Consider the following 25,387-nt stretch of genomic DNA (forward strand, 5'->3'; position numbering starts at 1 on the left):
GGTTAATGGATCCCTACGTCAGAAACGTCCACGGATGATTCCCGGGGTAGTTCCCCGGCATTCGAGTCTTCTTCCGACGACGCCTCGTCTCGCCCGATCAGCTGCACTCCCGCCTCCTGCATCTGTACCAATGCCGACTCGATCGTGGCAGTCGACACACCTGCGGTGAAGGGCAGAAGGACCGTCGTGGCGAATCCCGCGCGCGCCGCGTCGATGGCCGTGGCCTTGACGCAGTGATCTGTGGCAATGCCGATCACGTCGACGTCGGTGATCTGGTGGGCGCGGAGCCAGTCCTCGAGTGTCGTGCCGTCCTCGGCTGCTCCTTCGAAACCGGAATAGGCCGCGCTGTAGGCGCCCTTGGAGAAGATCGCCGAACCGGCGACGGAAGCGTCGAACGCCGGATGGAACTCGGCGCCGGCCGTCCCGACGACGCAGTGAATCGGCCAACTGTCGACGAAGTCTGGGGTCTCGGAGAAATGCGCCCCAGGATCGATGTGGAAATCGCGAGTCGCGACTACGGCGTCGTACTCGTGGGAGTTGACGAAATCGTTGACGGCCGCCGCAACCGCAGCGCCGCCGTCGACCGCGAGAGCGCCACCTTCACAGAAATCGTTCTGAACGTCGACGACGATCAGTGCTTTTGCACTCACTGGTGCTCACCTCCGGAGAATCGAACGGGCACAGCCGAGTCTCCGCGCGAGAGCTTGAGCCCTTCCCACGGCAGGCTCACGAGCCCGGCCTTCAGAACTGCGCGGCTCTCTTCGAGCGTCGGTGCGCTCTCGACGACCTTGCCTTCGTGAACCAACGGGATCAGCAGTTCGGTCGCGCCGTCCGCCTCGGAAACCGGAGCGGGCGAGCCGGCAGGGTAGATGACTTCTTCGACGATCGTTCCGGTCGGGCGAACCACGCGCAGTGCCTTCTTGGCGCCGCCGCGAGATGCCTTGTTGGTGCTTCTCTTCTCGACCGCGATTCCGTCGACCTCGACCAGCTTGTAAACCATGCCTGCGGTGGGTGCGCCTGATCCGGTGACCAGTGAAGTACCGACACCGTACGAGTCGACGGGTTCGGCGCGCAGAGCCGCGATCGCGTACTCGTCCAGGTCGCCGGAGACGACGATGCGTGTTTTGGTAGCACCGAGATCGTCGAGTTGTTGGCGTACCTGACGAGCAAGAACGCCGAGATCGCCGGAGTCGATGCGAACCCCACCCAGCTCGGGACCGGCAACGGCGACAGCCGTTTTCACACCCTCGGTGATGTCGTAGGTATCGACGAGCAACGTGGTGGATACGCCGAGTGCCGCGACCTGACCGCGGAATGCCGCTGCCTCGTCCGGACCGTCTTCGGTGGTGTGCAGGAGTGTGAAGGCGTGCGCACTGGTACCTGCGCTGGGTACGTCGTGACGCCGCGCGGCTTCGAGGTTGGAGGTGGCGTCGAAGCCGGCGAGATACGCGGCACGTGAAGCGGCGACGGCGGCCTGTTCGTGCGTACGGCGCGAGCCCATCTCGATCATCCGTCGACCGCCCGCTGCGCTCACCATGCGGGCTGCGGCCGAAGCGATCGCGCTGTCGTGGTTGAGGATCGAGAGAATCAAGGTTTCGAGGATGACGCACTCGGCGAACGTTCCGCGGACCGAGAGGATCGGTGATCCGGGGAAATAGAAGTCGCCCTCGCGGTAGCCGTCGATGTCACCGGAGAATCGATAGTTGCGCAGCCACTCGACGGTCGTGTCGTCGAGGAATCTCGCAACGATCGCCAGTTCCGGTTCACCGAACCGGAACTGCTCGAGTGCGTCGAGAAGGCGTTCGGTACCGGCGACGACGCCGTAGCGACGACCGTCTGGCAGCCGCCGTGCGAATACCTCGAAACTGCAGTTGCGGAAGGCAGATCCGTCGGCGAGAGCCGCCGAGAGCATGGTCAGTTCGTACTGATCGGTGAGCAGTGCGGTGCTGGCACCGGCGTCGCGGATGTCGGAAATTTGCGTAGGCACGCACACAACTCTATGCGCGAGACGACGTGGGTGGGTGTTGTCGCCTCTCGTCGCGCCGTACCCTGGATACATGGTTTTCGGCGGCGCGACCGTGTCCGGCACTTACTCGGCGAACGTAACGATGAGAGGCGCTACGGCTTCTTCTCCTCAAACCACGCCCGAGCAGTCGGAGGCTGTTGCGACCATCGAAGCCGCAGATCGGCCCTGGGTGACCATCGTCTGGGACGACCCGGTCAATCTCATGCATTACGTGACTTACGTGTTCCAGAAGTTGTTCGGTTACAGCAAAGCCAAGGCCACCGACCTGATGATGCAGGTCCATTCGGAGGGCAAGGCCGTGGTCTCGAGCGGTTCGCGCGACAAGATGGAGGCCGATGTTCGTCGCCTCCACGCTGCCGGTCTCTGGGCCACGATGCAACGCGACGACACCTGAGAAAAGCCCTGAGAAAAGCACTTTTTCGACCGATTTGTTCGCCCAACTCGTAGACGGGAGTCCGACGCGTGCGGACGTGGAGTAGGAAGAGTTCACTCGGCGGAGTGAAGTTCAAGTCCGAGATGGACGGCCACGAGGCGGCGGTTCTGCGCTCGCTCGTGGAGTCGGTGACCGGGCTTCTCGACGAGCGCGCGTCTTCGGCGCCGCAAGACGAGCTCGCCGCGCTGACGGGCCTTCGTACCGGAAATTCGGAGACGCCCGACAATCCGGTGTTGGCGCGTTTGCTTCCCGACTTCCAGCGCACCGATCCGGACAAGGTCGCTCCGGACAGTGACGATCTCGACGACGCCGGCGCCAATGTCAACGGCGCGCTGCGTAGTTTGCACGAACCCGAGATCATCGACGCCAAGCGTGAGTCCGCTCGCATGTTGTTGGCTTCGCTTCCGGAGGCCGGCGGCAAGGTCGTTCTCACGCAGGAACAGGCCGATGCGTGGCTGTCCTCGCTCAACGACGTCCGTCTCGCGCTCGGAACCAATCTCGGCATCGACGCCGACACCCCGGAGAGCCTCGAACCCGACGACCCGCGCGCCCCGCATCTCGACGTCTATCACTGGTTGACGTGGATGCAGGACTCCCTCGTCCAGGCGCTCATGCCATGACCATGACGCGGACCGGGCCCACTGATTCACTGACAGATGTCGCCGGCCTCGCTGTCGGCCATCACCACAAGCTCGACGAGGGAGCCACTCTCGGAAGCGGCGCAGCCACCGGCTGCACGGTCGTGCTCGCGTCGGCCGGTGTGGTTGCCGGAGTCGACGTCCGCGGCGGCGGTCCGGGTACCCGCGAGACCGACCTACTCGACCCGAGCCATTCGGTCCAGCAGGTCAATGCCGTGCTGTTGACCGGCGGTAGTGCCTACGGACTTGCCGCGGCCGATGGAGTGATGCGCTGGCTCGAGGAACACGATCGCGGGATCGCGATGGGTGCTCCTGGTCAGGTGGTACCGATCGTGCCCGGCGCCGTGATCTTCGATCTGCCGGTGGGGGACTGGACCGTTCGTCCGACCGGAGACTTCGGATTCCTCGCTGCCGACACCGCTTCGCGCGAATTCGCCACGGGCACGGTCGGCGCCGGGGTAGGTGCCAGAGCCGGAGCGCTCAAGGGTGGGGTGGGAACGGCCAGCGTCGTGATCGCCGACGGCCCGGCCGAGGGTACGACGGTCTCCGCGTTGATCGTGGCGAACCCGGTGGGTTCGGTCTTCGATCCCAGAACAGGCTTGCCGTGGGGCGTCGGCTCGGACGGGGCGGAGTCGTTCGGGCTCAGGCTTCCCGACGCGTCCGAACTCGCGGCGGCCAACGCCGTTGCAGCCAAGGGAACAGTCCTCAACACCACGATCGGTGTGGTCGCCACTGACGCCGCCTTGACAAAATCCGGGTGCCGACGCGTCGCCGTCGCAGGGCATGACGGTCTGGCTCGTGCGATTCGGCCCGCGCATTCGCCGCTCGACGGCGACACGATCTTTGCGCTCGCCACCGGCGATCACACTCCGAATTCGGAGATCGCGGTTCCGGCCGCTTTTCCGAACGATCTGCCGATACTCGATGCGGTGTGTGCCGCCTCGGCGCAGGTTGTCGAACGTGCGATCGTCACAGCGATTCTCGACGCCACGTCGGTAGCCGGAATCCCGAGCTACCGCGAACTCTTTCCGTCGGCATTTCTCTAGGCAGCACTCCGGGAATCGGCGGTAATCTCGAATTGAGCCTGGTCGCGAGTGACCGAATCAGAAAACCGGATCGACGGTGGAGGACGCACACGATGACGATGGATTTCAACAATCCGGACTTCGGCACCCGGACGCCGGCACCGAAATCCGGTCCGCCCTCGGTGTGGAAGCAGTCGGCCGTGTTGGTGGGCGGCTTCGCGATCCTGCTCTACGTGATCGAGATCGTGGATGTCATCTCCGGTCAGAACGTCCAGAACGCCGGCGTCACCCCGCGCACGCTCGACGGCCTGTGGGGAATCCTGTTCGCCCCGGTTCTGCACGACGACTGGGCTCACCTGATTGCCAACACCATTCCGGTCCTGATCCTCGGGTTCCTCGTGCTGGTGTCGGGAATTGCGCGCGGACTCGCGGCGACCGGCATCATCTGGGTGATCGGCGGTGTCGGGACCTGGTTGTTCGCCGGCTCGAACTCGAATCACGTCGGTGCGTCCGTGCTGATCTTCGGCTGGGTCACCTACTTGCTGGTGCGCGGGTTCTTCACGCGGAGCTTCACACAGATCCTGATCGGCGTTGCCGTCTTCGTCGTGTACGGCGGAGTGCTGTGGGGCGTTCTCCCGAGCGATCCACGGGTTTCCTGGCAAGGACATCTGTTCGGAGCGATCGGCGGCGTGGTGGCCGCCTGGGCGCTGACGTCGGGGGAGAGGGCCAAGCGCGCAGGGTCGGCGCCGGCCGTCCGACCACCGAGTTTCTGAACGGACGTGGGTCACACCCTCGCTGCGGTGTGACTTCGACGCGCCAAAACCACCAAGAGCTTTTTTCCAGACGGGTAGACGTGGCAGCATGACCGGTATGCGCATGACCGTCCTGGGGTGTTCCGGCAGCGTCACGGGTCCGGATTCACCGGCTTCGGGATACCTGCTCACGGCACCGGGAACTCCGCCGCTCGTGATCGACTTCGGCCCGGGAGTTCTTGGGGCGTTGCAGCGATACGCCGATCCGGGCGAGGTGACGATCCTGCTTTCGCACCTTCATGCGGACCACTGTCTCGACATGCCCGGCCTGCTCGTCTGGCGTCGCTATCACCCCAACCCGCCGGTCGGGCGGGCTCTGGTTTACGGCCCCACCGACACGGCCTGCCGCATCGGAGTGTCCTCCGCCGAGTGCGCCGGCGAGATGGATGACATCTCCGACACCATCGACGTCCGGCTCTGGGCCGAGAACGAGCCGGTGAGGTTCGGAGAACTGAGCGTCGTCGCCCGTCGGATGAATCATCCTCCCGAGGCTTACGGTTTCCGGATCACCGGCGCCGACGGCCGCGTGCTCGTCTACACCGGTGACACGGGTATGTGCGACAACGTCGTCGAACTCGCCCGTGGAGCGGACGTGTTGCTCTCCGAAGCTTCGTGGACCGACAGTCCGGATCGCCCCGAGGGAGTTCACCTCTCCGGTAAGGAAGCCGGCCGTGTGGCTGCCCTCGCCGGCGTCAAGGAACTTCTCCTCACGCACATCCCGCCGTGGACCTCCCGCGAAGACGTGATCGCCGAAGCGAAATCCGAATTCTCCGGACCAGTCCATGCCGTCTCCGCCGGAAGCGTCTACGACATCTGATTCCCCTCACATTCGATGCAGTGCCGACCGGGCGACCGCTAGGCTCACGAAGGTGACTACACGAGAAGACGGTAGGGCGGACGACGAGCTCCGCACGGTCAAGATCACCCGCGGGTTCACCAGTCATCCGGCCGGATCCGTTCTGGTCGAGTTCGGGAACACTCGCGTCATGTGCACGGCCAGCGTCGAAGAGGGTGTACCCCGCTGGCGCAAGGGCTCCGGCTTGGGTTGGCTGACAGCCGAATACGCGATGCTTCCCGCCGCCACGCACACACGCAGTGGCCGCGAATCGGTCAAGGGCAAGGTCGGCGGCCGTACGCAGGAGATCAGTCGACTCATCGGCCGATCACTTCGGGCCTGCATCGATCTCGCTGCGATCGGCGAGAACACCATCGCCCTGGACTGTGATGTCCTCCAGGCCGACGGCGGCACCCGCACCGCGGCAGTGACGGGGGCGTACGTGGCCCTGGTCGACGCCGTGACGTACCTGCGCGCAGCCGACCTGCTCTCCGACCCTCAGCCCATCTCGTGTGGCATAGCGGCCGTCAGCGTCGGGGTCGTGGACGGACGAGTGCGCCTCGATCTTCCGTACGAAGAGGATTCTCGCGCCGAGGTCGACATGAATGTCGTGGCCACCGATACCGGCACGCTGGTGGAAATCCAGGGAACCGGTGAGGGTGCCACGTTCCCACGCTCGACGCTGGACAAGCTGCTCGACTCCGCTCTGGCTGGTTGTGAGCAACTCTTCGAGATCCAGCGTCAAGCGTTGGCCGAGCCGTATCCCGGGGTGCTACCCGAACCGAAGAATCCGGAACCCAAAAAGAAGTTCGGTGCCTGAGCTGTGAGCGTACGAGTACTGGTTGCCAGCCGAAATGCCAAGAAACTGAAGGAACTTCACCGGGTGCTCGACGCCGCTGGAGTGAACGGAATCGAACTGGTCGGGCTCGACGAGGTGCCGCCGTTCCCCGAAGCCCCCGAGACCGGGGCGACGTTCGAGGAGAATGCACTCGCCAAGGCACGTGACGGCGCGGTGGCAACCGGAATGCCTTGCATCGCAGATGATTCCGGTGTCGAGATCGATGCACTCAACGGTATGCCCGGCGTGTTGTCCGCGCGATGGTCGGGCACTCACGGAAACGACGGCGCCAACACGGCGCTTGTCCTGGCTCAGCTGGGAGACGTGCCAGACGAGCGGCGCGGCGCGGCATTCGTCTCCGCTTGTGCACTGGTGATCCCCGGCGGCGACGAGACTGTCGTGCGCGGCGAATGGCGCGGGGTGATCGGCCGAGAACCAGCCGGCGACGGGGGCTTCGGATACGACCCCATCTTCCGTCCGGACGGCGACACCCGCTCTGCCGCAGAACTCACCCCGGCCGAGAAGGATGCGGCGTCACATCGAGGGCGCGCGCTCGTGCAGCTCGTTCCCGCGCTGGCGGCACTGGCCGGCTGAACCGAATTTCGAAAAGTAGAGCCCTGAACGCGTCTGCGTTCAGGGCTCTACTTTTCGAAACTCTCAGAGCTGATAAGCCTGCTTCACCTGGGCAGTCCGCTTGTGCTCGAACACGAACGACAGGAACGGGATCGTGCCGGCGAGCGCGGTGGCAACCGTCGTACCGGGCTTCCACCGGGCCTTGATCGCCAAGTCGATCGTGAACACGAGATAGAGCATGTAGAACAGGCCGTGGATCTGGCCGATGTAGAACAACCACGACGGTGCATCCGCCGAATTGTCGAGAATCAGGTACTTGTAGACCATCTCACCGGTCAGGAACAGCAGCCAGAGGCCGGTGATCCAGGCGAGAACGCGATATCGGACGAGCGCCGACGCAACCTTCTTCTGCTTTTCTGCGTTGACTGCGGGGGTAGCGATGCTCGCTTCCGAACCGGTACTCACGTCGTGCTCCTATCGGACTCGCGAGCGGCGAGCTGCGCAAGGTAGTCGTTGTATTCCAGCATTTGGCGGGCTTCAGGGTCGTCGACGTCGAGGTTCACATCGTCGAACTCGGCCTGCGGGCGTTGCGGCAAGAGGTCGGCGGGAATCTCACGCGGCTCCGCGGCGGCTTCCTCGGCTTCGGCCTCTTCGGGGTCCACGTCTTCGAGCTGAACGAACTTGCGATACGCGTACACGACAAACGCCGCGAACAGCGGCCACTGGAACGCGTACCCGAGATTCTGTCCCGAGCCTCCGACGGCTTCGAAGCGCTCCCACTGCCACCAGCCGAGCGAGAGGCAGCCGGCAGCTGACACGATGACCAGCAGAATCAGCGCAGGTCGGCGTTTAGTAGCGTTCTTGGACACACTAAGACGGTACCTGAGAGCTATAGTGCCTCGCCCTGCGATCTCCGACACGGTGTCGTAGAAGCCGTTCCACGGCGTGTCGTAGAAGCCGTGCCACGGCGTGTCGTAGAGGCCGTGCCACAGCACCTGTGCGTTATGCCCACCCAACACCGCACCGTCGGGCATTGAACACATTTTTCCGGCTGTGCTGCATCGATAACCTCGGGCGTATCCGAAAGCAGGGGAGTGTTTCATGCACATCAGAGTGATTCGCCCGGTCATCGACACCACACTGACTCCGGCGGTGACAGCCGAGGTGGAGCACTGGGCGGCGCCCGGCACGACGGTCGATGTCGTGTCACTGCTCTCTGGCACGGCGAGCATCGAGTCCGAGTACGACGAGGCACTGGCCGGCCCCGGGATCGTGCAGCGGGTCGAAGAGGCGGCAGTCGACGGCGTCGACGGTGTATTCATCACGTGTTTCGCCGATCCCGGAGTGCATGCCGCCCGAGAGATCATCGACGCACCGGTGGTCGGCGGCTTCGAGCCGTCATTTCTGACAGCGATGAGTCTGGGCGATCGCGTCGGTGTCGTGACCATCCTGCCGAACGTCGTGCCGATGCTCCGATCGCTCACTCGGCGGTATGGGCTCGATAGTCGGCTGGGCAGTATTCGAGTCGTGGACATGCCGGTGCTGGGCCTCACCGATCGGGAGGAACTGATCGATCGACTGGCCGCTCAGGCGTCTGCGGCAGTGGAGAACGGCGAGGCCGATTCCGTCGTTCTCGGTTGCACCGGGATGCTCGGTGTGACCAGTGCGGTCCGAGACAGGCTGCATGGCAAAGGGATTCACGTTCCGGTTGTGGATCCGACGGCGTCGGCGATCACGTGGTTGGAGAGCTCGGTCCGTCTGGGGCTGACGCCGAGCCGGACGACGTACATGACCCCGCCGGTCAAGGCTCGAAAGCGCTGAGCCTGATCAAGAACTGAAAAAGCCCCGCCGGATCTGATCCGGCGGGGCTTTTCGTTGTGCGCGAGGGGGGACTTGAACCCCCACGTCCTGAGACACTGGAACCTAAATCCAGCGCGTCTGCCAATTCCGCCACTCGCGCGCGGAATTCAAACGATACGCGAGTGGAATCGCTCGTGGGCACACCACCCTGGTCGGGATGCGCCCGCCGGCTCTCAGGCCGTTTCGGCGAGTGGATCCGCTGCGGACGGCATGGTGGATTTCTTCGATCTGCGAGGTTGCTCGGCCGTGCGTTGATACCGCCACGCAGCGTGGGTGAGTGTCCGAACATCGACGTCGAGATGTTCGGAGACCGCAACTAGCAACTCGGCTGCGTCGGTGCTCGACAACAATTCCTCGCTACTGCTTGCTTCGGTGGCGAACCGTGCAAGTAGATCTATCGAAGTTGCCGTCAACTTCCCGGACAGGAACACCAGCGTCTCGAAGGTCCTGGGGCCCAGGCCTGGAACGGAGACGACTGCCGAACGGAGGCCTTCGGTGTCCTCGACGTCGGCACCGCACCGGCAACCGGCGTCGGCGAGCGCTTTGGCCGCACGAGCCGCACCCTCGGCTTTGGTGAAGTAGTTGCCCGGCACGCGCTGGCGATTGCCGAGAATCGTTGCGAGCTCGTCGCCACGGTCAGTGAAGGCGGCGAGAGCGGACAAGCTGTCGAGGTGTTCGCCTGCGGCTACCGAGCGGTGTGTGCGCCAACGGTCGAGGACGGCGCGGACTCCGGTCTTCGGTGTTCCGTAGGCGGCGCGCGACGAGAAGATCGCATCGAGAAGGGCGGCTTCGGACTCGCGCGGCCATCCCTGATTCCAATGCGGCCACGCCTCGCGCGGAAGCTCGGCGCCGATGAATTCGGCCGCTCTGACTACGTCTGTGTCTTTCATGATTTCTCCCCCCGAGAAGTCGTCCGGTGTGGACGCGCTGAACGTAGCGAGGGGGTCCGACAGATGGTGGCCCGGAACGCACGGGATCGACCGTCCGTCAAGGAGGTCACGAATTGGTAACAATAAATATGAGGGGTTCCTCAGGTTTCTGAAAATCCCGGTAACAGTCCCAGGCAGGGCGTTCGCGACCTACTCGCGAGTCACTTTCTCGAAGTCTCGTGAGGAAGATCACGGCCTCGAAAGTCCAGATTTCCAGGGTGCCGACAAACGTGAGGAAATCCTCATGATTCTGTGTAAACCTTGTCTTGCACGAACGCCCTGACTCCGTCGATTCTCTCGACGAATTCGCGAGCACTTCAGCCGGGCAGCACACCGCAAATCCCACCTCGCCGCAGAGGTGACCAGGAGAGGACGTACGCGTGACGATCGATGACACGACACCTACAGGAAACGGACGCGACTCGAAGGGTGGACGCCGTTTCGGCGTCGATGGGGGACAGTCCCGCACGACCAGCAAAGGTGCCCTCGTCGATTCGCTGAACAACGGCGTTTCCTACGCAATCGCTTTCGGTGGACAGGGCGCTCCCTGGCTCACTTCGCTCGAGGAGCTCAGCCGTGACAACGGCCTGGAGCCCGTTCTGACCGATCTGGTCAATGACGCAGCAGCACGCCTCGCGCCCGTCGCACAGGATCTCCTCGTGGTTCGTCCGGTCGGATTCGATCCGATCGCGTGGATGCTCGAAGCCGAGATCGTCGACGAAGAAGAAGGTGAGAAGTCGGCCGGGCCTTCCGCTGCCGCGCTCACCGCAGCTCCGGTGTCACTCCCCGGCGTCTTCCTCACGCAGCTTGCGGCGTTGCGTGCACTCTCCGCTCAGGGTCTGGATGTAGCCGGCAACCCGCCTGCTGCCGTCATCGGCCACTCGCAGGGCCTGCTGGCCACCGCTGCCGTAGCCGCGCAGGGCAACGACGACGGTGAACTCCTCGCCGTCGCACAGCTCGTCGGTGCTGCTGCCAGCCTGGTCGGCCGTCGCCGCGGCGTCATCGCCGGCGCCTCCGCGAAGCCGATGGTTGCGGTCTCGGGCGTCGATCCCGAGCGTCTCGCCGCCATCGTCGCCGAGCTTGCCGAGGGTGTTGCCCCCGAACGCGCGGCTGTCCTCGCCATTCGCAACGGCCGTCGCCGCGTCGTTCTCGCCGGACCACCCGCTCAGCTGGCACGCGTGCAAGAGCGTTGCGAGCAGATCGAAGCCGAAGAAGCTCGCGAGCGAGAGGGCAAGAAGCGTGGCGGTTCCGTCTTCGCTCCGTCCTTCGATCCGCTCGACACCGAAATCGGCTTCCATCACCCAGCATTGGCCGAGGCCGTCGAACTTGTCGGCAGCTGGGCAACCCGTTGCGGTCTCGATGCCGACCGTGCGCGTGAACTTGCACAGGGTGTCCTCGTCGATCCGGTCGACTGGGTCGAGGCTGTCGACGGCGCAATCTCCGCCGGCGCCAAGTGGATTCTCGATCTCGGACCCAGCGATCAGCTGACCCGTATGACGTCCTCTTCGCTGCGTGGGCAGGGCATCGGCATCATCGCAGCCGCCACCCGCGGCGGACACCGCAATCTCCTCACCCCCGGTGCTGCGCCTGAGGTCTCACGTTCGTGGAGCGAATTCGCGCCGAAGCCTGTTTCGCTTCCCGGTGGCCGCATCGGCGTCGAGACGGCGTTCACGAAGCTGACCGGTCGTTCACCCATCCTGCTCGCAGGCATGACGCCGACGACGGTCGACGCCAAGATCGTTGCCGCAGCAGCCAATGCCGGTCACTGGGCTGAGCTCGCCGGTGGCGGACAGGTCACCGAGGAAATCTTCGAAGACCGTGTCGCAGAGCTGAAGATGCTGCTCGAGCCGGGCCGTGCGGTCCAGTTCAACTCCCTGTTCCTCGACCCGTACCTGTGGAAGCTGCAGCTCGGTGGCAAGCGCCTTGTGCAGCGTGCCCGTACTGCCGGCGCTCCCATCGACGGCGTCATCGTCACCGCCGGTATCCCGGAACTCGAAGAGGCCGTTGCCCTCATCGACGAGCTGTCCGAGATCGGCATCACCAACATCGCGTTCAAGCCCGGCACCGTGGCGCAGATCCGCTCCGTGATCCGCATCGCCAACGAGGTTCCGAACTTCCCGGTCATCGTCCACATCGAAGGCGGCCGCGCCGGCGGACACCACTCGTGGGAAGACCTCGACGACCTGCTCCTCGACACGTACGCCGAGCTGCGTACACGTCCGAACTTGGTCATCTGCGTCGGCGGCGGCATCGGAACACCCGAGCGCGCAGCCGATTACCTCACCGGTCGCTGGTCTGCCGCAGCCGGTTTCCCGGCCATGCCCGTCGACGGCATCCTGGTCGGCACGGCAGCCATGGCGACTCTCGAGGCCACCACCTCTCCCGAGGTCAAGCAGCTCCTCGTCGACACGCCCGGAACACCGGATTGGGTCGGTGCCGGTACCGCCGAAGGCGGAATGGCCTCTGGCCGTAGCCAGCTCGGTGCCGACATTCACGAGATCGACAACGCGGCTTCGCGCACCGGACGCCTCCTCGACGAGGTTGCCGGCGATTCCGAGGCAGTGGCCGAGCGCCGCGACGAGATCATCGCCGCCCTCGACGTCACCGCCAAGCCGTACTTCGGCGACGTCGAGACCATGACGTACGCACAGTGGCTGCGCCGCTACCTCGAGCTGACCGTCGGCATCGACGCGGCGAAGGAATTCGATTGCGGCGCAGATCTTCAGGACGCCATCGTCGAGGCGACCTCGAGCCCGTGGCTCGACATCACCTGGCGTGCTCGCTTCGGCGAGATGCTCCAGCGCACCGAGGCGCGTCTGCACCCGGTCGACCGTGGCCCGATCCCCACACTGTTCGGCGACGCCGAGACCCTCGAGCGCCCCGAGGCTGCGATCTGCGCACTGCAGGCGTCGTACCCGGACTACTCGACGACGGTTCTGCATCCCGCAGACGTCTCGTTCTTCACCTCGTTGTGCAAGACGCCGGGCAAGCCGGTCAACTTCGTTCCCGTCGTCGACGGTGACGTTCGCCGTTGGTGGCGCAGCGACTCCCTGTGGCAGGCACACGATCCCCGCTACACCGCCGATCAGGTTTGTGTCATCCCCGGCACCGTCGCCGTCGCGGGCATCACCCGTGTCGACGAGCCGGTCGGTGACCTGCTCGATCGCTTCGAGAAGGCGACCTACGACGAATTGGTTGCTGCCGGAGCCGCTCCGGTTGCACTCGCGAGCCGTCGCCACCAGGATTCCGCACCCGGACTTCTCGACGCCGTCCTCTCCGCTCCCGACCTCCAGTGGGCCGGCCGCCTGACCCAGAACCCCGTCCGTCGCCTCGGCGACCTCGACGAGTGGAACGCAGAGTCTGCCGACAAGGCAGTTCACGGCACCACGGGGTCCAGCTTGACCGTCGTCGATTCCTCGCACGTGCTGCTCTCGGTTCCGTTGGTGGCAGACAAGTCGGTCGACATCACGATCACCATCCCCGAGTCCGTCGTAGACGGCGGCGCTCCGGTTGTCACCGAGGCAGACGCCGAGGGTGCGATGTCCGCGCTGCTGGCAGTTGCTGCCGGACAGGAACTTCCGACAGTCAAGAACGGAAAGGCCCGCCTCAACGTCGCGTGGGTTCCCGATCGCATCGCCGATCACGCCGGTGTCACCGGTTCCGGCCTGCCCACCACGCTCAGTGTCAGCGGCAAGGCTGTTCCGGACGTCGTCGTCGGAGCATGCTGGCCTGCAGTGTTCGCAGTCCTCGGCGCAGCCAAGCTCGACAGTCTTTCCGTTATCGAAGGCATGCTCGACCTGGTCCACCTCGACCACACCGTCGACTTCGTCGGTGAACTTCCCTCCGAGACAAGCATTCTCGTGGTCAATGCCGAGGTCGCCTCGGTTCTCGACACCGACCTCGGTCGCGTCGTCGAGGTCAAGGTCGAGGTCGGTGCCATGCTCGGCGAGGGCCTCGACGCCCCCGCAGTCGTCACCATGACCGAGCGTTTCGCGATCCGCGGACGCACCGGCGCTGGCGAACTCGCCGACCCGGCTCGCGCCGGTGGATCGATCAGCGATGCGGCTGTCGACACCTCGCGTCGTCGTCGCCGTGACGCGAAGATCCTCGCGCCGGTCAGCATGGGCGCGTTCGCTCAGGTTTCCGGTGACCACAACCCGATTCACACCTCCGACAACGCCGCTCTGCTGGCCGGCCTCGGAACCCCGATCGTGCACGGCATGTGGCTCTCCGCCGCAGCGCAGCAGGTAGTCACCGCAGTCGACCCGGCCGAGACCCGCGTCCCGCCGCGCCGCCTGACCGCCTGGACCGCCCGCTTCCTCGGGATGGTTCGCCCCGGCGCCGAGATCGACGTCCGCGTCGACCGTGTCGGCATCGACCAGGGCGCAGAAATCGTCGAGGTCGGCTGCCGCATCGACGGCGAACTGGTGATGGTCGCCACCGGCCGCACTGCCGCACCGAAGACCGTCTACGCCTTCCCCGGCCAGGGCATCCAGCGCCCGGGCATGGGCCTCGACGCTCGTGCACGCTCCAAGGCCGCCCGCGACGTCTGGGAGCGTGCGGACAAGCACACCCGCAAGGCGCTCGGATTCTCGATTCTCGCTGTCGTGCGCGACAACCCGGTGACCGTCAAGGCGCGCGGTGTCGAGCACAAGCATCCTGACGGTGTCCTGCACCTGACTCAGTTCACCCAGGTGGCCATGGCCGTTCTCGGTGTTGCCCAGGTTGCCGAGCTGCGCGAATCCGGAACCTTCATCGAGGATTCCCTTCTGGCCGGTCACTCGGTCGGTGAGTACAACGCACTCGCTGCTGTCGCCGAGGTTTTCCCGCTCGAAGCACTTCTCGAGGTCGTCTTCCAGCGTGGCTCCGCCATGCACCAGCTCGTTCCCCGTGACGAAGCCGGACGCTCCGACTACCGCATGGCTGCTATTCGCCCGTCGCAGATCGGTGTTTCCGACGACGACGTGCAGGGCTTCGTCGCCGGTGTCGCCGAGACCTCCGGTGAGTTCCTCGAAATCGTCAACCTGAACCTGCGCGGCAGCCAGTACGCCATCGCCGGTTCGGTAGCCGGTCTCGACGCACTCGAGGTCGAAATCGACCGTCGCCGAGCAGAATTCGGTGGCAAGCGGGCATACATCCAGGTTCCCGGCATCGACGTGCCGTTCCACTCCACCGTCCTTCGTGGCGGCGTGGCGGACTTCCGCGTGTGCCTGCAGGACTTGCTCCCGCACGACATCGATCCGGACATCCTGATCGGCCGCTACATCCCGAACCTGGTTCCGAAGCCGTTCTCGCTGCGTCGTGACTTCGTTCAGGAAATCGCCGACCTGGTGCCGTCCGAGCCGCTGCAGGAAGTCCTCGCAGACTTCGACAGCTACGCAACGCGCACTCACGAGTTGTCCCGCATCATCCTGATCGAGCTGCTGGCTTGGCAGTTCGCCAGCCCGGTCCGCTGGATCGAGACGCAGGACCTGCTCTTCGGCGACGAGTCCGAAGGTGGACTCGGGGTCGAACGCTTCGTCGAGATCGGTCTCGGCGCTGCCCCGACCGTTGCAAACCTCGCGTCGCAGACCCTCAAGCTGCCGGGCCGCTTCGGCTACCCGGTCGAGGTTCTCAACGTCGAGCGCGAAGCTGCGATCGTCTACGGCACCGACGTCGACCCCGCCGTCGATGACGACGACGAGATCGAAGCGCCTGCCGCGCAGGCTGCACCGGTTGCCGCGGCCGCTGCTCCGGTTGCAGCTGCTGCGCCGGCCGCACCTTCGGGTGGACCGCGTCCGGACGACCTCACCTTCAAGGCGCCCGACGCCACGAAGGTCCTGATCAGCCTGTGGACCAAGCTCCGTCCCGATCAGGTCGGCCCCGCCGACACGATCGAGGCACTGTGCGACGGCGTCTCCTCGCGTCGTAACCAGCTTCTGGTCGACCTCGGCTCCGAGCTGTCCCTCGGCGCCATCGACGGTGCCGCGGATGCCGACATGGGCTCCTTGGGAGCAACCGTCGACAAGCTCGCCCGTACGTACAAGCCGTTCGGACCGGTGCTCTCCGATTCGATCAACGATCACCTGCGCAAGGTCTTCGGCCCCTCGGGCAAGCGTCCCGGCTACATCGCCGACCGCGTCAAGAAGGTCTGGGAACTGGGCGACGGCTGGGCGCACCACGTCACCGCAGCAGTGGCTCTCGGCACCCGTGACGGCGCCAGCATCCGCGGCGGCGACCTCGGTGGCCTGAGCTCCGGCGCACTGGCCGACGCCGCAGCGGTCGACGCAGTCATCGACAGCGCAGTTGCCTCGGTCGGCTCTGCACGCGGAGTCAGTGTCTCGTTGCCGGCCACCGGCGGCGGAAGCGGCGGAACCGTCGACGCAGCCGCCCTGGGTGAGTTCACCGAGAACATCACCGGGCGCAACGGCGTTCTGGCCTCGGCTGCACGCCTGGTGCTCGAGCAGCTCGGACTGAACGAAGAAGCGGCAGTCGCGACGGTCGAGGACACCGAACTGGTCGACCTGGTCTCGGCTGAACTCGGCTCCGACTGGCCGCGTCTGGTTGCTCCGGCATTCGACGCACAGAAGGCCGTGCTGCTCGACGACCGTTGGGCAAGTGCGCGTGAGGATCTCGCTCGTATTTGGCTCGGTGACACCGCGTTGTCGGTCGAGAACTTCATCGGTGCCGGTTCCACCGTCGCCGCACAGGCCAAGTGGTGGGCCACCCGTGCAACCGACGAGGGCCGCACGGCGCTCGCCGAGGTCTACACCCGCATCGTTGATGCAGCCGTGACGACAGAATCCGACGCACCCGAGTGGGCAGGCGAGGTCGCAGTAGTGACCGGCGCCAGCAAGGGTTCCATCGCGGCAGCGGTCACGGGCAAGCTCCTTGCCGGTGGCGCAACGGTATTCGTGACCACCTCACGACTCGACGGTCAGCGTTTGGGCTTCTACCGCGACCTGTACCGCGAGAACGCTCGCGCCGGTGCCGCCCTCTGGGTGGTTCCCGCGAACATGGCGTCGTACACCGACGTCGACGCACTGATCGACTGGATCGGCAACGAGGCCACCGAGAACGCAGGCGGCGCAAAGAAGCTCATCAAGCCGGCCATGACGCCGACGATGCTCTTCCCGTTCGCAGCTCCGCGTGTCGGCGGCGAACTCTCCGACGCCGGCGCTCGCGCCGAAATGGAAATGCGCGTGCTGCTCTGGTCGGTGGAGCGCCTCATCGGCGGTCTGTCGAAGATCGGTTACGACAGCGATGTCGACACGCACCTGCACGTAGTGCTGCCCGGTTCGCCGAACCGCGGAACGTTCGGCGGCGACGGTGCTTACGGTGAGGCCAAGGCTTCGCTGATCGCCGTGGTCAACCGCTGGAAGGCCGAGCGGAACTGGGCCGAGCGGGTCACGTTGGCACACGCGGTCATCGGTTGGGTTCGCGGAACCGGACTCATGGGTCACAACGATCCGATCGTCGACGCGGTCGAAGCTGCGGGCGTCCGCACCTGGTCCACCCAGGAGATGGCGACCCAACTGCTGAAGACGGCAACCCGCGAGTCGCGGCGCGCTGCAGCAGAGGCTCCGCTCGAGGTCGACCTGACCGGCGGACTGTCCGAGGCCAACCTGGATCTGGGTGCTTTGGCCAAGGAAGCTGCCGAGGTTGCCGAGATCGCCGAGGCTGTCGACGAAGCAGTGGACGAGTCCAGCATCCTGGCGCTGCCCACGCCGGCTCGCATCGACGACTCGGTCAAGGCTCCGAGCTGGCCCGAACTGGACGTCACCCCCGCGGACCTCGTGGTCATCGTGGGTGCCGGAGAGCTCGGACCCTACGGTTCCTCGCGTACCCGCTTCGAGATGGAGGTCGACGAGCAGCTCTCTGCCGCAGGCGTTCTCGAATTGGCGTGGAACACCGGACTCATCGTCTGGGAGAACGACCCCAAGCCGGGCTGGTACGACGTCGAATCCGGTGACCTGGTACCCGAGGCGGAAATCGCCGACAAGTACCACGACGCAGTCGTCGAGCGTTGCGGCATCCGTCGCTACGTCGACGAGGGCGCGATGGTCGACAACACCGCTCCGCTGCTCACCTCCGTGTTCCTGGACAAGGATCTGAGCTTCGTGGTCGGCAGTGAGGCAGAGGCTCAGGCCTTCGTCGAATCCGATCCGGAGAACACGACGGCGACGGTTTCCGCCGAGTCCGGAGACTGGACGGTCACCCGCCGCGCAGGCACCGAGATCCGCGTCCCGCGCAAGATGAAGCTGACTCGCAGTGTCGGCGGCCAGATCCCGACCAACTTCGACGTCACCAAGTGGGGCATCCCCGCCGACATGGCAGATTCGGTCGACCGCGTCGGACTCTGGAACATCGTCGCAACGGTGGACGCCTTCCTCACCGGCGGCTTCACTCCGAGCGAACTGCTCCGCTGGGTACACCCGAGCCTGGTCGCCAACACGCAGGGCACCGGCATGGGCGGCATGACCTCGATGCGGAGCCTGTACATCGACACGCTGCTCGGCGAGAACCGTCCGAACGACATCCTGCAGGAAGCGCTGCCGAACGTCATTGCAGCGCACGTCGTTCAGTCGTACGTCGGCGGTTACGGCGCGATGGTTCACCCCGTCGCCGCCTGCGCCACGGCAGCGGTATCCGTCGAAGAAGGCGTCGACAAGATCCGACTCGGCAAGGCGCAGTTGGTTGTTGCCGGCGGGTTCGACGATCTGAGCACGGAAGGCATCATCGGCTTCGGTGACATGTCGGCAACTGCCAAGACCGAGGACATGCACGCCAAGGGCATCGAGGATCGCCGCTTCTCGCGGGCCAACGATCGTCGCCGCGGCGGATTCGTCGAGTCGGCCGGTGGCGGAACGATTCTCCTCGCTCGCGGAGACCTGGCACTCGAGATGGGCCTGCCCGTCCTCGGTGTGGTCGCCTGGGCCGGATCGTTCGCCGACGGTGTCCACACCTCGATCCCGGCACCGGGACTCGGAGCACTGGGCGCCGGACGTGGGGGAGCGGATTCGCAGCTCGCACTCTCGCTCAACGCTCTCGGCGTGAGCGCCGACGACATCGCCGTGATCTCCAAGCACGACACCTCCACTGCCGCCAACGATCCGAACGAGGCAGAGCTGCACGAGCGCCTCGCCGGGGCATTGGGACGCAGTGAAGGTGCGCCGATGTTCGTGGTCTCGCAGAAGAGCCTGACCGGTCACGCCAAGGGTGGTGCCGCAGCCTTCCAGCTGATCGGGCTCTGCCAGGTACTGAGCCAGGGCATCGTCCCGCCGAACCGCAGCCTCGACTGCGTCGACGACAAGATGGCCGAGTTCGAGCACCTCGTGTGGGCACGTCAGCCGCTCAAGTTCGGTGATCAGCTTCCGCTGCGTGCCGGCCTGCTGACCAGCCTCGGCTTCGGTCACGTCTCCGGCCTGATCGCAGTCGTGCACCCGCAGGCATTCGTCGAGTCGGTTCCGGCCGACAAGCGCGCCGACTATGTTGCTGCGGCGCAGCAGCGGACGATCGACGGTCAGCGCCGCCTCGCCAAGGCGATGTGCGGTGGCGACAGCCTCTACGAGCGCCCGGCGGATCGTCGCCTCGGTGCCGACGGAACGCCGGCAAAGGCGTCGCGTCAGCTCGAAGCGGACATGCTGCTGAGCGAGGACGCACGACTCGGCGCAGATCTGGTGTACCGCTCGAATCTGCCCGGCTGCAAGTAATAATCACGGTATGGGAGTTCTGGGTATCGGCTTCGACCTCGTGACGGTGTCGGAGTTCGCCGAGCAATTGAACAGGCCGGGAACGGCAATGCTCGACAACTTCACACCGGGCGAGCGTCGAGACGCCGCTACCCGGAGCTCCGAACCGGCACGACATTTCGCCGCCCGGTGGGCAGCGAAGGAAGCAGTGATCAAGGCATGGTCAACTGCTCTCTTCGCCAGCCCGCCGGTGCTGGGGGAGATGATCCACAATCATATCGAGGTCATCTCGGACGCCTGGGGTCGCCCGGGCATCCGGCTTCGCGGTGACGTGGCCAAACACCTCACCGGAGTGAAAATTCATATCTCGCTCACCCACGACGGGGACATGGCGGGCGCTTTCGCGGTCATCGAATCCGACCCGGAGTAGCACTGCCGGACACGAAAGAGCCGGTCTCCCAAGGGGAGACCGGCTCTTTGTCGTTCGACTAGTCCTTCGTGCGGGATTCCTTCTCGGCGACGAGGAGATACGCGATCATCAACCTTTTCAGTTCGGCGACGGCGTCGGCATGCGACTGACCGTCCTGAACCGAGAAATTGAGCATCGAATACACCACGTGGACAAGAACTTCCGCCATCATCAGGCGACGATCTCGCCGCGTACGAGGCGTCAACGGACCGAGCATTTTCGCTACGGTCTCGGCGAATTGCTTTTCGTGAATGACTCCGGTGGCCCGCGTGGACGGCGTCGACTGCATCGCCAGCCAGACCTCGCGGCGCGATGGATCGGACGTCCACAGTCCGGCCATGTGATCGACGAAACTGTTCAGGAACCGCAACCAGTCGAGCGAGGGTACTTCGCCGCCGAACTGCGCAAGCTCGTGCTGGACCCCGACGAGGTCCTGGCGGTTCAATTCGCACACGATGACGTACTTGTTCGCGAAGAATTGGTAGAGCGTCCCGATCGGGACGTCAGCACGTGCCGCGACCTCTTCGCAGGTGAACGATTCGAAACCGACATCGGTGAGGAGTTCCCGTGACGCTGCCAGGAGTGCGTCGAATTTACGCTGGCTGCGCTCTTGCGTCGGACGCTTGCGCGGCAGCAGTTCCTGCGGTTCTTCGAGGCTCTGAGGATTCTCCAGTGCTGGGTCGACTCGTCGCCGCGCGCGGTTACGAGTCGTGGGCTGCACGTCTTCCAGGCTATCGGTGTTTTCTGTCGAATTTGGGACTTGTGCATTATCCGGTGTCATCGGCCACCTACTTCGGCGGTCGTGATCGGTCGAAACGCACCGCGCAGGTGCGCGCACACGAGTCCCGATGCTGTTGCCACACCTCGATACTAGGTGACCACCTGTCCAGTAGCTGAAGAGGTTGCTGCGCGGTGTGGCGCAACGGCGATCCTGCCGACTCCCTACGCCCGATTCGGGCACACTGAGATTCTTCGGGCACACCGAGGTTCGATGCCGAGGAGAGGGAGACGATGACGGAAGAACTGCGAACCGCGGTACGTGAACTCATGCCGCGTGCCCATGAGGATCTGAGTGCACTTGTGGCGATGAAGTCCGTCGCAGATGCACGGCAGTACCCGCCGGAAGAATGCGCGGCCGCGGCACATTGGGTCCTGGAGGCATTCCGCGATCAGGGTTTCGCCGATATCGAGGCGATCGAGACCCCCGACGGCTCGGCCGCCGTCGTCGGTCGTCGACCAGGTCCAGACGGTGCTCCGACCGTTCTGCTGTACTGCCACTACGACGTTCAGCCGCCGGGAAACGAAGAGCTCTGGGGCTCGCCGCCTTTCACACTCACCGAGCGGGGTGGACGGTGGTACGGACGCGGCGCTTCCGACTGCAAGGGCAACGTCGTCATGCATCTGACAGCTCTGCGAGCGCTCGCCGCTGCCGGTGTGGATCCGAGCGCACATCTGACGATCGTCGCCGAAGGATCCGAGGAGATGGGCACTGGCGGTCTCGAGGATCTGGTGCGAGAGCGGCCCGAACTTTTTGCGGCCGACATGATCCTGATCGCCGATACCGGCAACACCGAGGTGGGGGAGCCGACGATCACGACATCACTGCGCGGGATCGCCAACGTGGTGGTCCACGTGTCGACGCTCGAGGGTGAGATTCACTCCGGTGTCTTCGGTGGACCGGCACCCGATGCGATCACCGCGCTGGTGCACATTCTCTCGACGCTGCACGACGGCGCCGGAAACACCACTGTCGAAGGCTTGACCAACGACCAGGAGTGGGAGGGAGTCAGTTACGACGGCGATCAGTTCCGCTCCGACGCCGGGGTACTCGAAGGGGTACAGCTGACTGGTTCCGGTTCGGTCGCCGAGCAGGTGTGGGCTCGTCCGGCGCTGACCATCCTGGGTATCGACTGCCCGCCGGTCGTGGGTTCTGCGGCGGCAATCACGCCCCGTGCATCCGCACGCCTGAATCTTCGTGTCCCGCCTGGCACGGATCCGGCGCAGGCACAGAAGTTGTTGACTGACCACCTCCGCGCAGCGGCGCCGTGGGGCGTCCACATCGAGGTCGTACCGGAATCGACGGGATCACCGTTCTCGTCCTCGACGGAAGGAGCGGGTTTCGCGCAGCTGAAGTCTGCGCTGACCGATGCCTACGGCCGCGAAGTGGGGTTTGCCGGCCAAGGGGGATCGATTCCGCTGTGCAGTGCGTTGGCCGAGCAGTTCCCCGACGCGGAGATCGCGTTGATCGGCGTCGAGGAACCGCAGTGCCGCATTCATGCACCTGACGAAAGCGTCGACCCGTCGGAGATCGAGAATCTCGCTTTCGCGGAGGCGCTGTTCTTGAGCAGGTACGGGAGTTAGACGGATAGATCGCGTCGTAGCTTGGCGACATGGCCGGTGGCCCGGACGTTGTACTGGGCCACCTCGATCTTGCCTTCCTCGTCGACGAGGAACGTCGAGCGGATGACGCCCTGGACCGTCTTGCCGTACATCTTCTTCTCTCCGAATGCGCCCCAGGCTTCGAGCGTCGCCTTCTCGGGGTCGGAGAGCAGCGGGAAGGTCAGCTCTTCGGTATCGCGGAACTTCGCGAGTTTTGCTGGCTTGTCCGGCGAGATTCCGACGACCTCCAGCCCGGCGCCGTTCAATTCGGCGAGGCTGTCGCGGAAGTCGCAGGCCTGCTTGGTGCACCCCGGGGTGCTGGCCGCGGGGTAGAAGTACACGATGACCTTGCGGCCGCGGTAATCGTGAAGCGAAACCTCGTTGCCGTCGGCGTCTGGGAGCGTGAAATCCGGCGCGACGTCGCCGGCGGACAATCTACTGTTCTCGGTCACGGGAATCGAGGTTAGTCGAGAAATTGCGCGGCAGGTGGGCGCGAGGGCATTCTGCTCCTCTACGGTAGAGCGAAGTGTCGGCGCGCTGCGTCCGCACAGCAGACCCGCACACAGAGCAGCAGAACACAGACAAGTTGGAGGACACGTGCCCAGGGACACCGAGAGCATCGAACGCGAGATCGAGAAGGCGCGTAACCAGCTCGCGAGCACACTCGACGAACTGACGGTCCGCACCAACCCGAAGCGGCTGGTCGAGAACACCAAGAAGACGGTGCTCGCCAAGCTCAACGAGCCGGCAGTGAAGTACGCGCTGATCGCAGTTGGTTCCGTGGTGGGACTACTCGTGGTCCGGAAGATCATTCGCTGACCCGAGTTTTCGAAGGCAGCACATGAAGAAGGCCCCCACCTGGTGAGGTGGGGGCCTTCTTGCAAGTGCGCCCACAGGGACTCGAACCCCGGACCCAGTGATTAAGAGTCACTTGCTCTACCAACTGAGCTATAGGCGCTCGCTCTTGCGAGACAGAACATTAGCCGACAGGCTCAGGAGTTTGCAAAACGCGTGTTCATCGTGGTGACGATGGTTACATCGCTTCCGGAATTCACGAGTGTGGCGGGCGTGAATCCGGCCAGCGGACGGTGCTTTCCAACTGCTGTGCGACGGCGAGAATCGCCGATTCGCCACCGCTGCGCGCAACCAGTTGGACGCTCAGGGGGAGTCCATGTTCGGAGAAGCCGGCGGGTACCGCGGCCGCCGGGTTGCCGCAGACATTCCAGATAGAACAGTAGGCGGCGATCGGCAACGCCTTGCGGACTGCGGACAGAAGGCCGGTTCCTTCGAGTTGTCCGATCGGGCGTGGCAGCGCGGGCGTCGTCGGCATCAGGACCAGGTCGAAGGTGTCGAAGACCTGGTTGACCGTCGCTGCAATTCGCTCACCTTTGCGGTAGGCGAATTTACCGACGCGCGCGGGTGCAGCTATCCGGCCGATCGAGGCGAGCGCTCGCGTGCGCTTCTCGAGAAGCGCTGGATGATCGACACGAAGCGCTTCGTCGCGGACACCGCCGAGCACCTGCGGGAGAAAAGCGGCAGTGGCATCCGGGTACTCGGGATCATGTTCTTCGACGTGATGTCCCAACACGCTCAACATCTCTGCGATCGAGAGCACCGCGGCAACGATCTCCGCTGACGGACGGACGCCCCGGACCGGACTCCGGGTGGACACCGCGATGCGAAGCGGCCCGGGTGCCGACACGGCCGCGTCGGCAAAGCTGGTTCGGAGCGTTTCGGCCGTGTAGTCGTCGATCTCGGTGGTACCGGTGATTGCGTCGTATACGAGCGCGCTGTCCTCGACCGAACGAGTGAGAGGCCCGAGTGTGCCGAGTCCGCGCCAGAGGTTTCGGTTCGGCGCGGTGCTCACCCGACCGCGTTGCGGCTTGAGTCCGAACAACCCGCAGAACGCCGAAGGCAATCGTATGGAACCGCCGCCGTCGCCGCCTATTGCCGCCGCGACCATTCCCGACGCGACGGCCGACGCAGATCCTCCGCTCGATCCGCCGGTGGATATGCCGGTGTCCCAAGGGTTTCTCGTGTATCCGTTTGCGGCAGTCTCGGTGAAGGGCCAGATGCCGAACTCGGGCATGGTCGTCTTGCCGACGATCACCGCACCCGCTTCGCGCAACCGACGGACAACCTCTGAATCGGCCGATGCGATGCGCGTTGCTGCCGCACCGCCGTACGTCGTCGGCGTTCCGGCGACGTCGTTCTCGTCCTTGATTGCAATCGGGACTCCGTGCAGTGGGCCCAGGGTTTTGCCGTCGGCCTGACGTTGATCGAGCCGTGTCGCCTCGTCGAGTGCTTCGTCCGCGAGAACTCGTACAAATGCGTTGAGCGTCGAATCGAGGCGCTCGATACGGCGAAGTGTGGTCTCGGTGAGTTCGCGGGCGGACAAAGCTCCGGACCGGATCAGAGCTGCCTGACCTGCCACCCCGGCAAATGCCAGTTCGCCGCCGGGCGTGAATTCGCGCTCAGTCATCAGACCTCCAGGCCGTGGTTCCGGTAACTGTGAAGTCTATTCACCACGACCTGTCCACCAAGCCACAAAGAAAAATCCCCACCTTCCGAAGAAGGTGGGGACCTTTGCAAGTGCGCCCACAGGGACTCGAACCCCGGACCCAGTGATTAAGAGTCACTTGCTCTACCAACTGAGCTATAGGCGCTCGCTCTTGCGAGACAGAACATTAGCCGAATCGCCGGTTCGGGAGCAAATCGCCAGGTGGCGGCCTCGCTGCCGTAGTCCAATCGGAGGAAATCCGCTGAAAGCGGTAACAAAACGGACGGTTCGGAGCGATTGATACTTGAACGTTACTGACGGCGTGGCCCTTCATGACCGTTGGTAACGAGCGCGCCTGGCATCATTGGTGCAGCGCAGTCATACCGCAAGTCCCACTTG

20 protein-coding genes and 3 tRNA genes are annotated in these 25,387 nt (G+C 64.8%); 12 read left to right on the plus strand and 11 right to left on the minus strand.

Annotation, left to right across the window (positions count from 1 at the left end; all coding sequences use genetic code 11):
- Positions 1-2 precede the first annotated feature (2 nt).
- Positions 3-650: an isochorismatase family protein gene (locus tag RE4_RS27175; protein WP_020970037.1), complete on the minus strand. Its 648-nt coding sequence runs from the start codon at positions 648-650 to the stop codon at positions 3-5.
- Positions 647-1,987 carry a nicotinate phosphoribosyltransferase gene (locus tag RE4_RS27180; RefSeq protein WP_174531796.1) on the minus strand — a complete coding sequence of 447 codons (1,341 nt, stop codon included), beginning with the start codon at positions 1,985-1,987 and terminating at the stop codon, positions 647-649. Before RE4_RS27180 ends, RE4_RS27175 begins: the two co-directional genes overlap by 4 nt.
- A gap of 121 nt (positions 1,988-2,108) precedes the next feature.
- Between RE4_RS27180 and clpS the strand changes: the two genes are divergently transcribed.
- The 7 genes from clpS (at position 2,109) to rdgB (ending at position 7,201) form a co-directional block, all read left to right on the plus strand.
- On the plus strand, positions 2,109-2,420 hold the full coding sequence (gene clpS / locus RE4_RS27185; protein ID WP_060939705.1) for an ATP-dependent Clp protease adapter ClpS: 312 nt from the start codon (positions 2,109-2,111) through the stop codon (positions 2,418-2,420).
- 68 nt (positions 2,421-2,488) lie between these two features.
- Positions 2,489-3,079: an oxidative stress transcriptional regulator AosR gene (gene aosR, locus RE4_RS27190; RefSeq protein ID WP_003945318.1), complete on the plus strand. Its 591-nt coding sequence runs from the start codon at positions 2,489-2,491 to the stop codon at positions 3,077-3,079.
- A complete protein-coding gene (locus RE4_RS27195) occupies positions 3,076-4,143 on the plus strand; it encodes a P1 family peptidase (RefSeq protein ID WP_060939694.1) in 1,068 nt (355 codons plus the stop codon). The genes aosR and RE4_RS27195 overlap by 4 nt, the downstream gene beginning before the upstream one ends.
- Positions 4,144-4,235: 92 nt before the next feature.
- Positions 4,236-4,895 (plus strand): rhomboid family intramembrane serine protease, encoded by a 660-nt coding sequence (locus tag RE4_RS27200; protein ID WP_020970033.1) that lies wholly within the window; start codon positions 4,236-4,238, stop codon positions 4,893-4,895.
- A 97-nt stretch (positions 4,896-4,992) separates the two neighbouring features.
- Positions 4,993-5,751, plus strand: coding sequence for a cyclic nucleotide-degrading phosphodiesterase (locus tag RE4_RS27205; protein WP_037119612.1), 759 nt, complete (start codon positions 4,993-4,995; stop codon positions 5,749-5,751).
- A 52-nt stretch (positions 5,752-5,803) separates the two neighbouring features.
- Positions 5,804-6,589: a ribonuclease PH gene (rph, locus tag RE4_RS27210; protein WP_003945332.1), complete on the plus strand. Its 786-nt coding sequence runs from the start codon at positions 5,804-5,806 to the stop codon at positions 6,587-6,589.
- A 3-nt stretch (positions 6,590-6,592) separates the two neighbouring features.
- Complete coding sequence (gene rdgB, locus RE4_RS27215) at positions 6,593-7,201, plus strand: RdgB/HAM1 family non-canonical purine NTP pyrophosphatase (RefSeq protein WP_060939695.1); 609 nt, start codon at positions 6,593-6,595, stop codon at positions 7,199-7,201.
- A gap of 63 nt (positions 7,202-7,264) precedes the next feature.
- Here the strand turns inward: rdgB and RE4_RS27220 are convergent, their stop codons facing one another.
- Both RE4_RS27220 and RE4_RS27225 read right to left on the minus strand, forming a co-directional pair.
- Positions 7,265-7,645, minus strand: coding sequence for a DUF3817 domain-containing protein (locus RE4_RS27220; RefSeq protein ID WP_003945334.1), 381 nt, complete (start codon positions 7,643-7,645; stop codon positions 7,265-7,267).
- Positions 7,642-8,049, minus strand: coding sequence for a hypothetical protein (locus RE4_RS27225; RefSeq protein ID WP_060939706.1), 408 nt, complete (start codon positions 8,047-8,049; stop codon positions 7,642-7,644). The genes RE4_RS27220 and RE4_RS27225 overlap by 4 nt, the downstream gene beginning before the upstream one ends.
- A 232-nt stretch (positions 8,050-8,281) precedes the next feature.
- Here RE4_RS27225 and RE4_RS27230 point away from each other — a divergent pair, with 232 nt between their 5' ends.
- Positions 8,282-9,001: an aspartate/glutamate racemase family protein gene (locus RE4_RS27230; protein ID WP_060939696.1), complete on the plus strand. Its 720-nt coding sequence runs from the start codon at positions 8,282-8,284 to the stop codon at positions 8,999-9,001.
- Positions 9,002-9,058: 57 nt separating this feature from the next.
- On the opposite strand, the gene RE4_RS27235 is transcribed toward RE4_RS27230, so the two are convergent.
- Both RE4_RS27235 and RE4_RS27240 read right to left on the minus strand, forming a co-directional pair.
- A tRNA-Leu gene (locus tag RE4_RS27235) sits at positions 9,059-9,140 on the minus strand.
- Between the two features lie 73 nt (positions 9,141-9,213).
- Positions 9,214-9,930 (minus strand): DUF8548 family protein, encoded by a 717-nt coding sequence (locus RE4_RS27240; RefSeq protein WP_060939697.1) that lies wholly within the window; start codon positions 9,928-9,930, stop codon positions 9,214-9,216.
- 419 nt (positions 9,931-10,349) lie between these two features.
- On the opposite strand from RE4_RS27240, the gene RE4_RS27245 reads away from it, so the two are divergent.
- Together RE4_RS27245 and acpS are read left to right on the plus strand one after the other, a co-directional pair.
- Entirely contained in the window at positions 10,350-19,661 is a 9,312-nt protein-coding gene (locus tag RE4_RS27245; protein ID WP_060939698.1) for a type I polyketide synthase, read from the plus strand.
- Between the two features lie 10 nt (positions 19,662-19,671).
- Positions 19,672-20,070: a holo-ACP synthase AcpS gene (acpS, locus tag RE4_RS27250; protein ID WP_060939699.1), complete on the plus strand. Its 399-nt coding sequence runs from the start codon at positions 19,672-19,674 to the stop codon at positions 20,068-20,070.
- Between the two features lie 58 nt (positions 20,071-20,128).
- Here the strand turns inward: acpS and RE4_RS27255 are convergent, their stop codons facing one another.
- Positions 20,129-20,830 (minus strand): TetR family transcriptional regulator, encoded by a 702-nt coding sequence (locus RE4_RS27255; protein ID WP_019749142.1) that lies wholly within the window; start codon positions 20,828-20,830, stop codon positions 20,129-20,131.
- 290 nt (positions 20,831-21,120) lie between these two features.
- On the opposite strand from RE4_RS27255, the gene RE4_RS27260 reads away from it, so the two are divergent.
- Positions 21,121-22,470, plus strand: coding sequence for a dipeptidase (locus RE4_RS27260; RefSeq protein WP_060939700.1), 1,350 nt, complete (start codon positions 21,121-21,123; stop codon positions 22,468-22,470).
- Here RE4_RS27260 and bcp read toward each other — a convergent pair.
- Entirely contained in the window at positions 22,467-22,940 is a 474-nt protein-coding gene (bcp, locus tag RE4_RS27265) for a thioredoxin-dependent thiol peroxidase (RefSeq protein ID WP_019749140.1), read from the minus strand. The two genes, RE4_RS27260 and bcp, sit on opposite strands and share 4 nt — an antisense overlap.
- Before the next feature lie 145 nt (positions 22,941-23,085).
- Between bcp and RE4_RS27270 the strand changes: the two genes are divergently transcribed.
- Positions 23,086-23,307, plus strand: coding sequence for a DUF3618 domain-containing protein (locus RE4_RS27270; protein WP_003945299.1), 222 nt, complete (start codon positions 23,086-23,088; stop codon positions 23,305-23,307).
- 66 nt (positions 23,308-23,373) lie between these two features.
- On the opposite strand, the gene RE4_RS27275 is transcribed toward RE4_RS27270, so the two are convergent.
- The 3 genes from RE4_RS27275 to RE4_RS27285 form a co-directional block, all read right to left on the minus strand.
- A tRNA-Lys gene (locus RE4_RS27275) sits at positions 23,374-23,446 on the minus strand.
- A gap of 93 nt (positions 23,447-23,539) precedes the next feature.
- The gene (locus RE4_RS27280) at positions 23,540-24,970 is read right to left on the minus strand and encodes an amidase (protein WP_060939701.1); all 1,431 of its coding nucleotides are present in this window, start codon (positions 24,968-24,970) and stop codon (positions 23,540-23,542) included.
- A gap of 111 nt (positions 24,971-25,081) precedes the next feature.
- Positions 25,082-25,154 (minus strand) — tRNA-Lys (locus RE4_RS27285).
- Positions 25,155-25,387 lie beyond the last annotated feature (233 nt).

Source organism: Rhodococcus erythropolis NBRC 15567 (assembly GCF_001552595.1).
GTDB lineage: Bacteria > Actinomycetota > Actinomycetes > Mycobacteriales > Mycobacteriaceae > Rhodococcus_F > Rhodococcus_F erythropolis.

What these genes read in the sequence shown, in the direction of transcription:
- clpS (WP_060939705.1), top strand. Translation starts at nt 2,109, where the DNA reads ATGAGAGGCGCTACGGCTTCTTCTCCTCAAACCACGCCCGAGCAGTCG.
- RE4_RS27195 (WP_060939694.1), top strand. Translation starts at nt 3,076, where the DNA reads ATGACCATGACGCGGACCGGGCCCACTGATTCACTGACAGATGTCGCC.
- RE4_RS27200 (WP_020970033.1), top strand. Translation starts at nt 4,236, where the DNA reads ATGACGATGGATTTCAACAATCCGGACTTCGGCACCCGGACGCCGGCA.
- RE4_RS27205 (WP_037119612.1), top strand. Translation starts at nt 4,993, where the DNA reads ATGCGCATGACCGTCCTGGGGTGTTCCGGCAGCGTCACGGGTCCGGAT.
- RE4_RS27230 (WP_060939696.1), top strand. Translation starts at nt 8,282, where the DNA reads ATGCACATCAGAGTGATTCGCCCGGTCATCGACACCACACTGACTCCG.
- RE4_RS27240 (WP_060939697.1), bottom strand. Translation starts at nt 9,930, where the DNA reads ATGAAAGACACAGACGTAGTCAGAGCGGCCGAATTCATCGGCGCCGAG.
- acpS (WP_060939699.1), top strand. Translation starts at nt 19,672, where the DNA reads ATGGGAGTTCTGGGTATCGGCTTCGACCTCGTGACGGTGTCGGAGTTC.
- RE4_RS27260 (WP_060939700.1), top strand. Translation starts at nt 21,121, where the DNA reads ATGACGGAAGAACTGCGAACCGCGGTACGTGAACTCATGCCGCGTGCC.
- RE4_RS27280 (WP_060939701.1), bottom strand. Translation starts at nt 24,970, where the DNA reads ATGACTGAGCGCGAATTCACGCCCGGCGGCGAACTGGCATTTGCCGGG.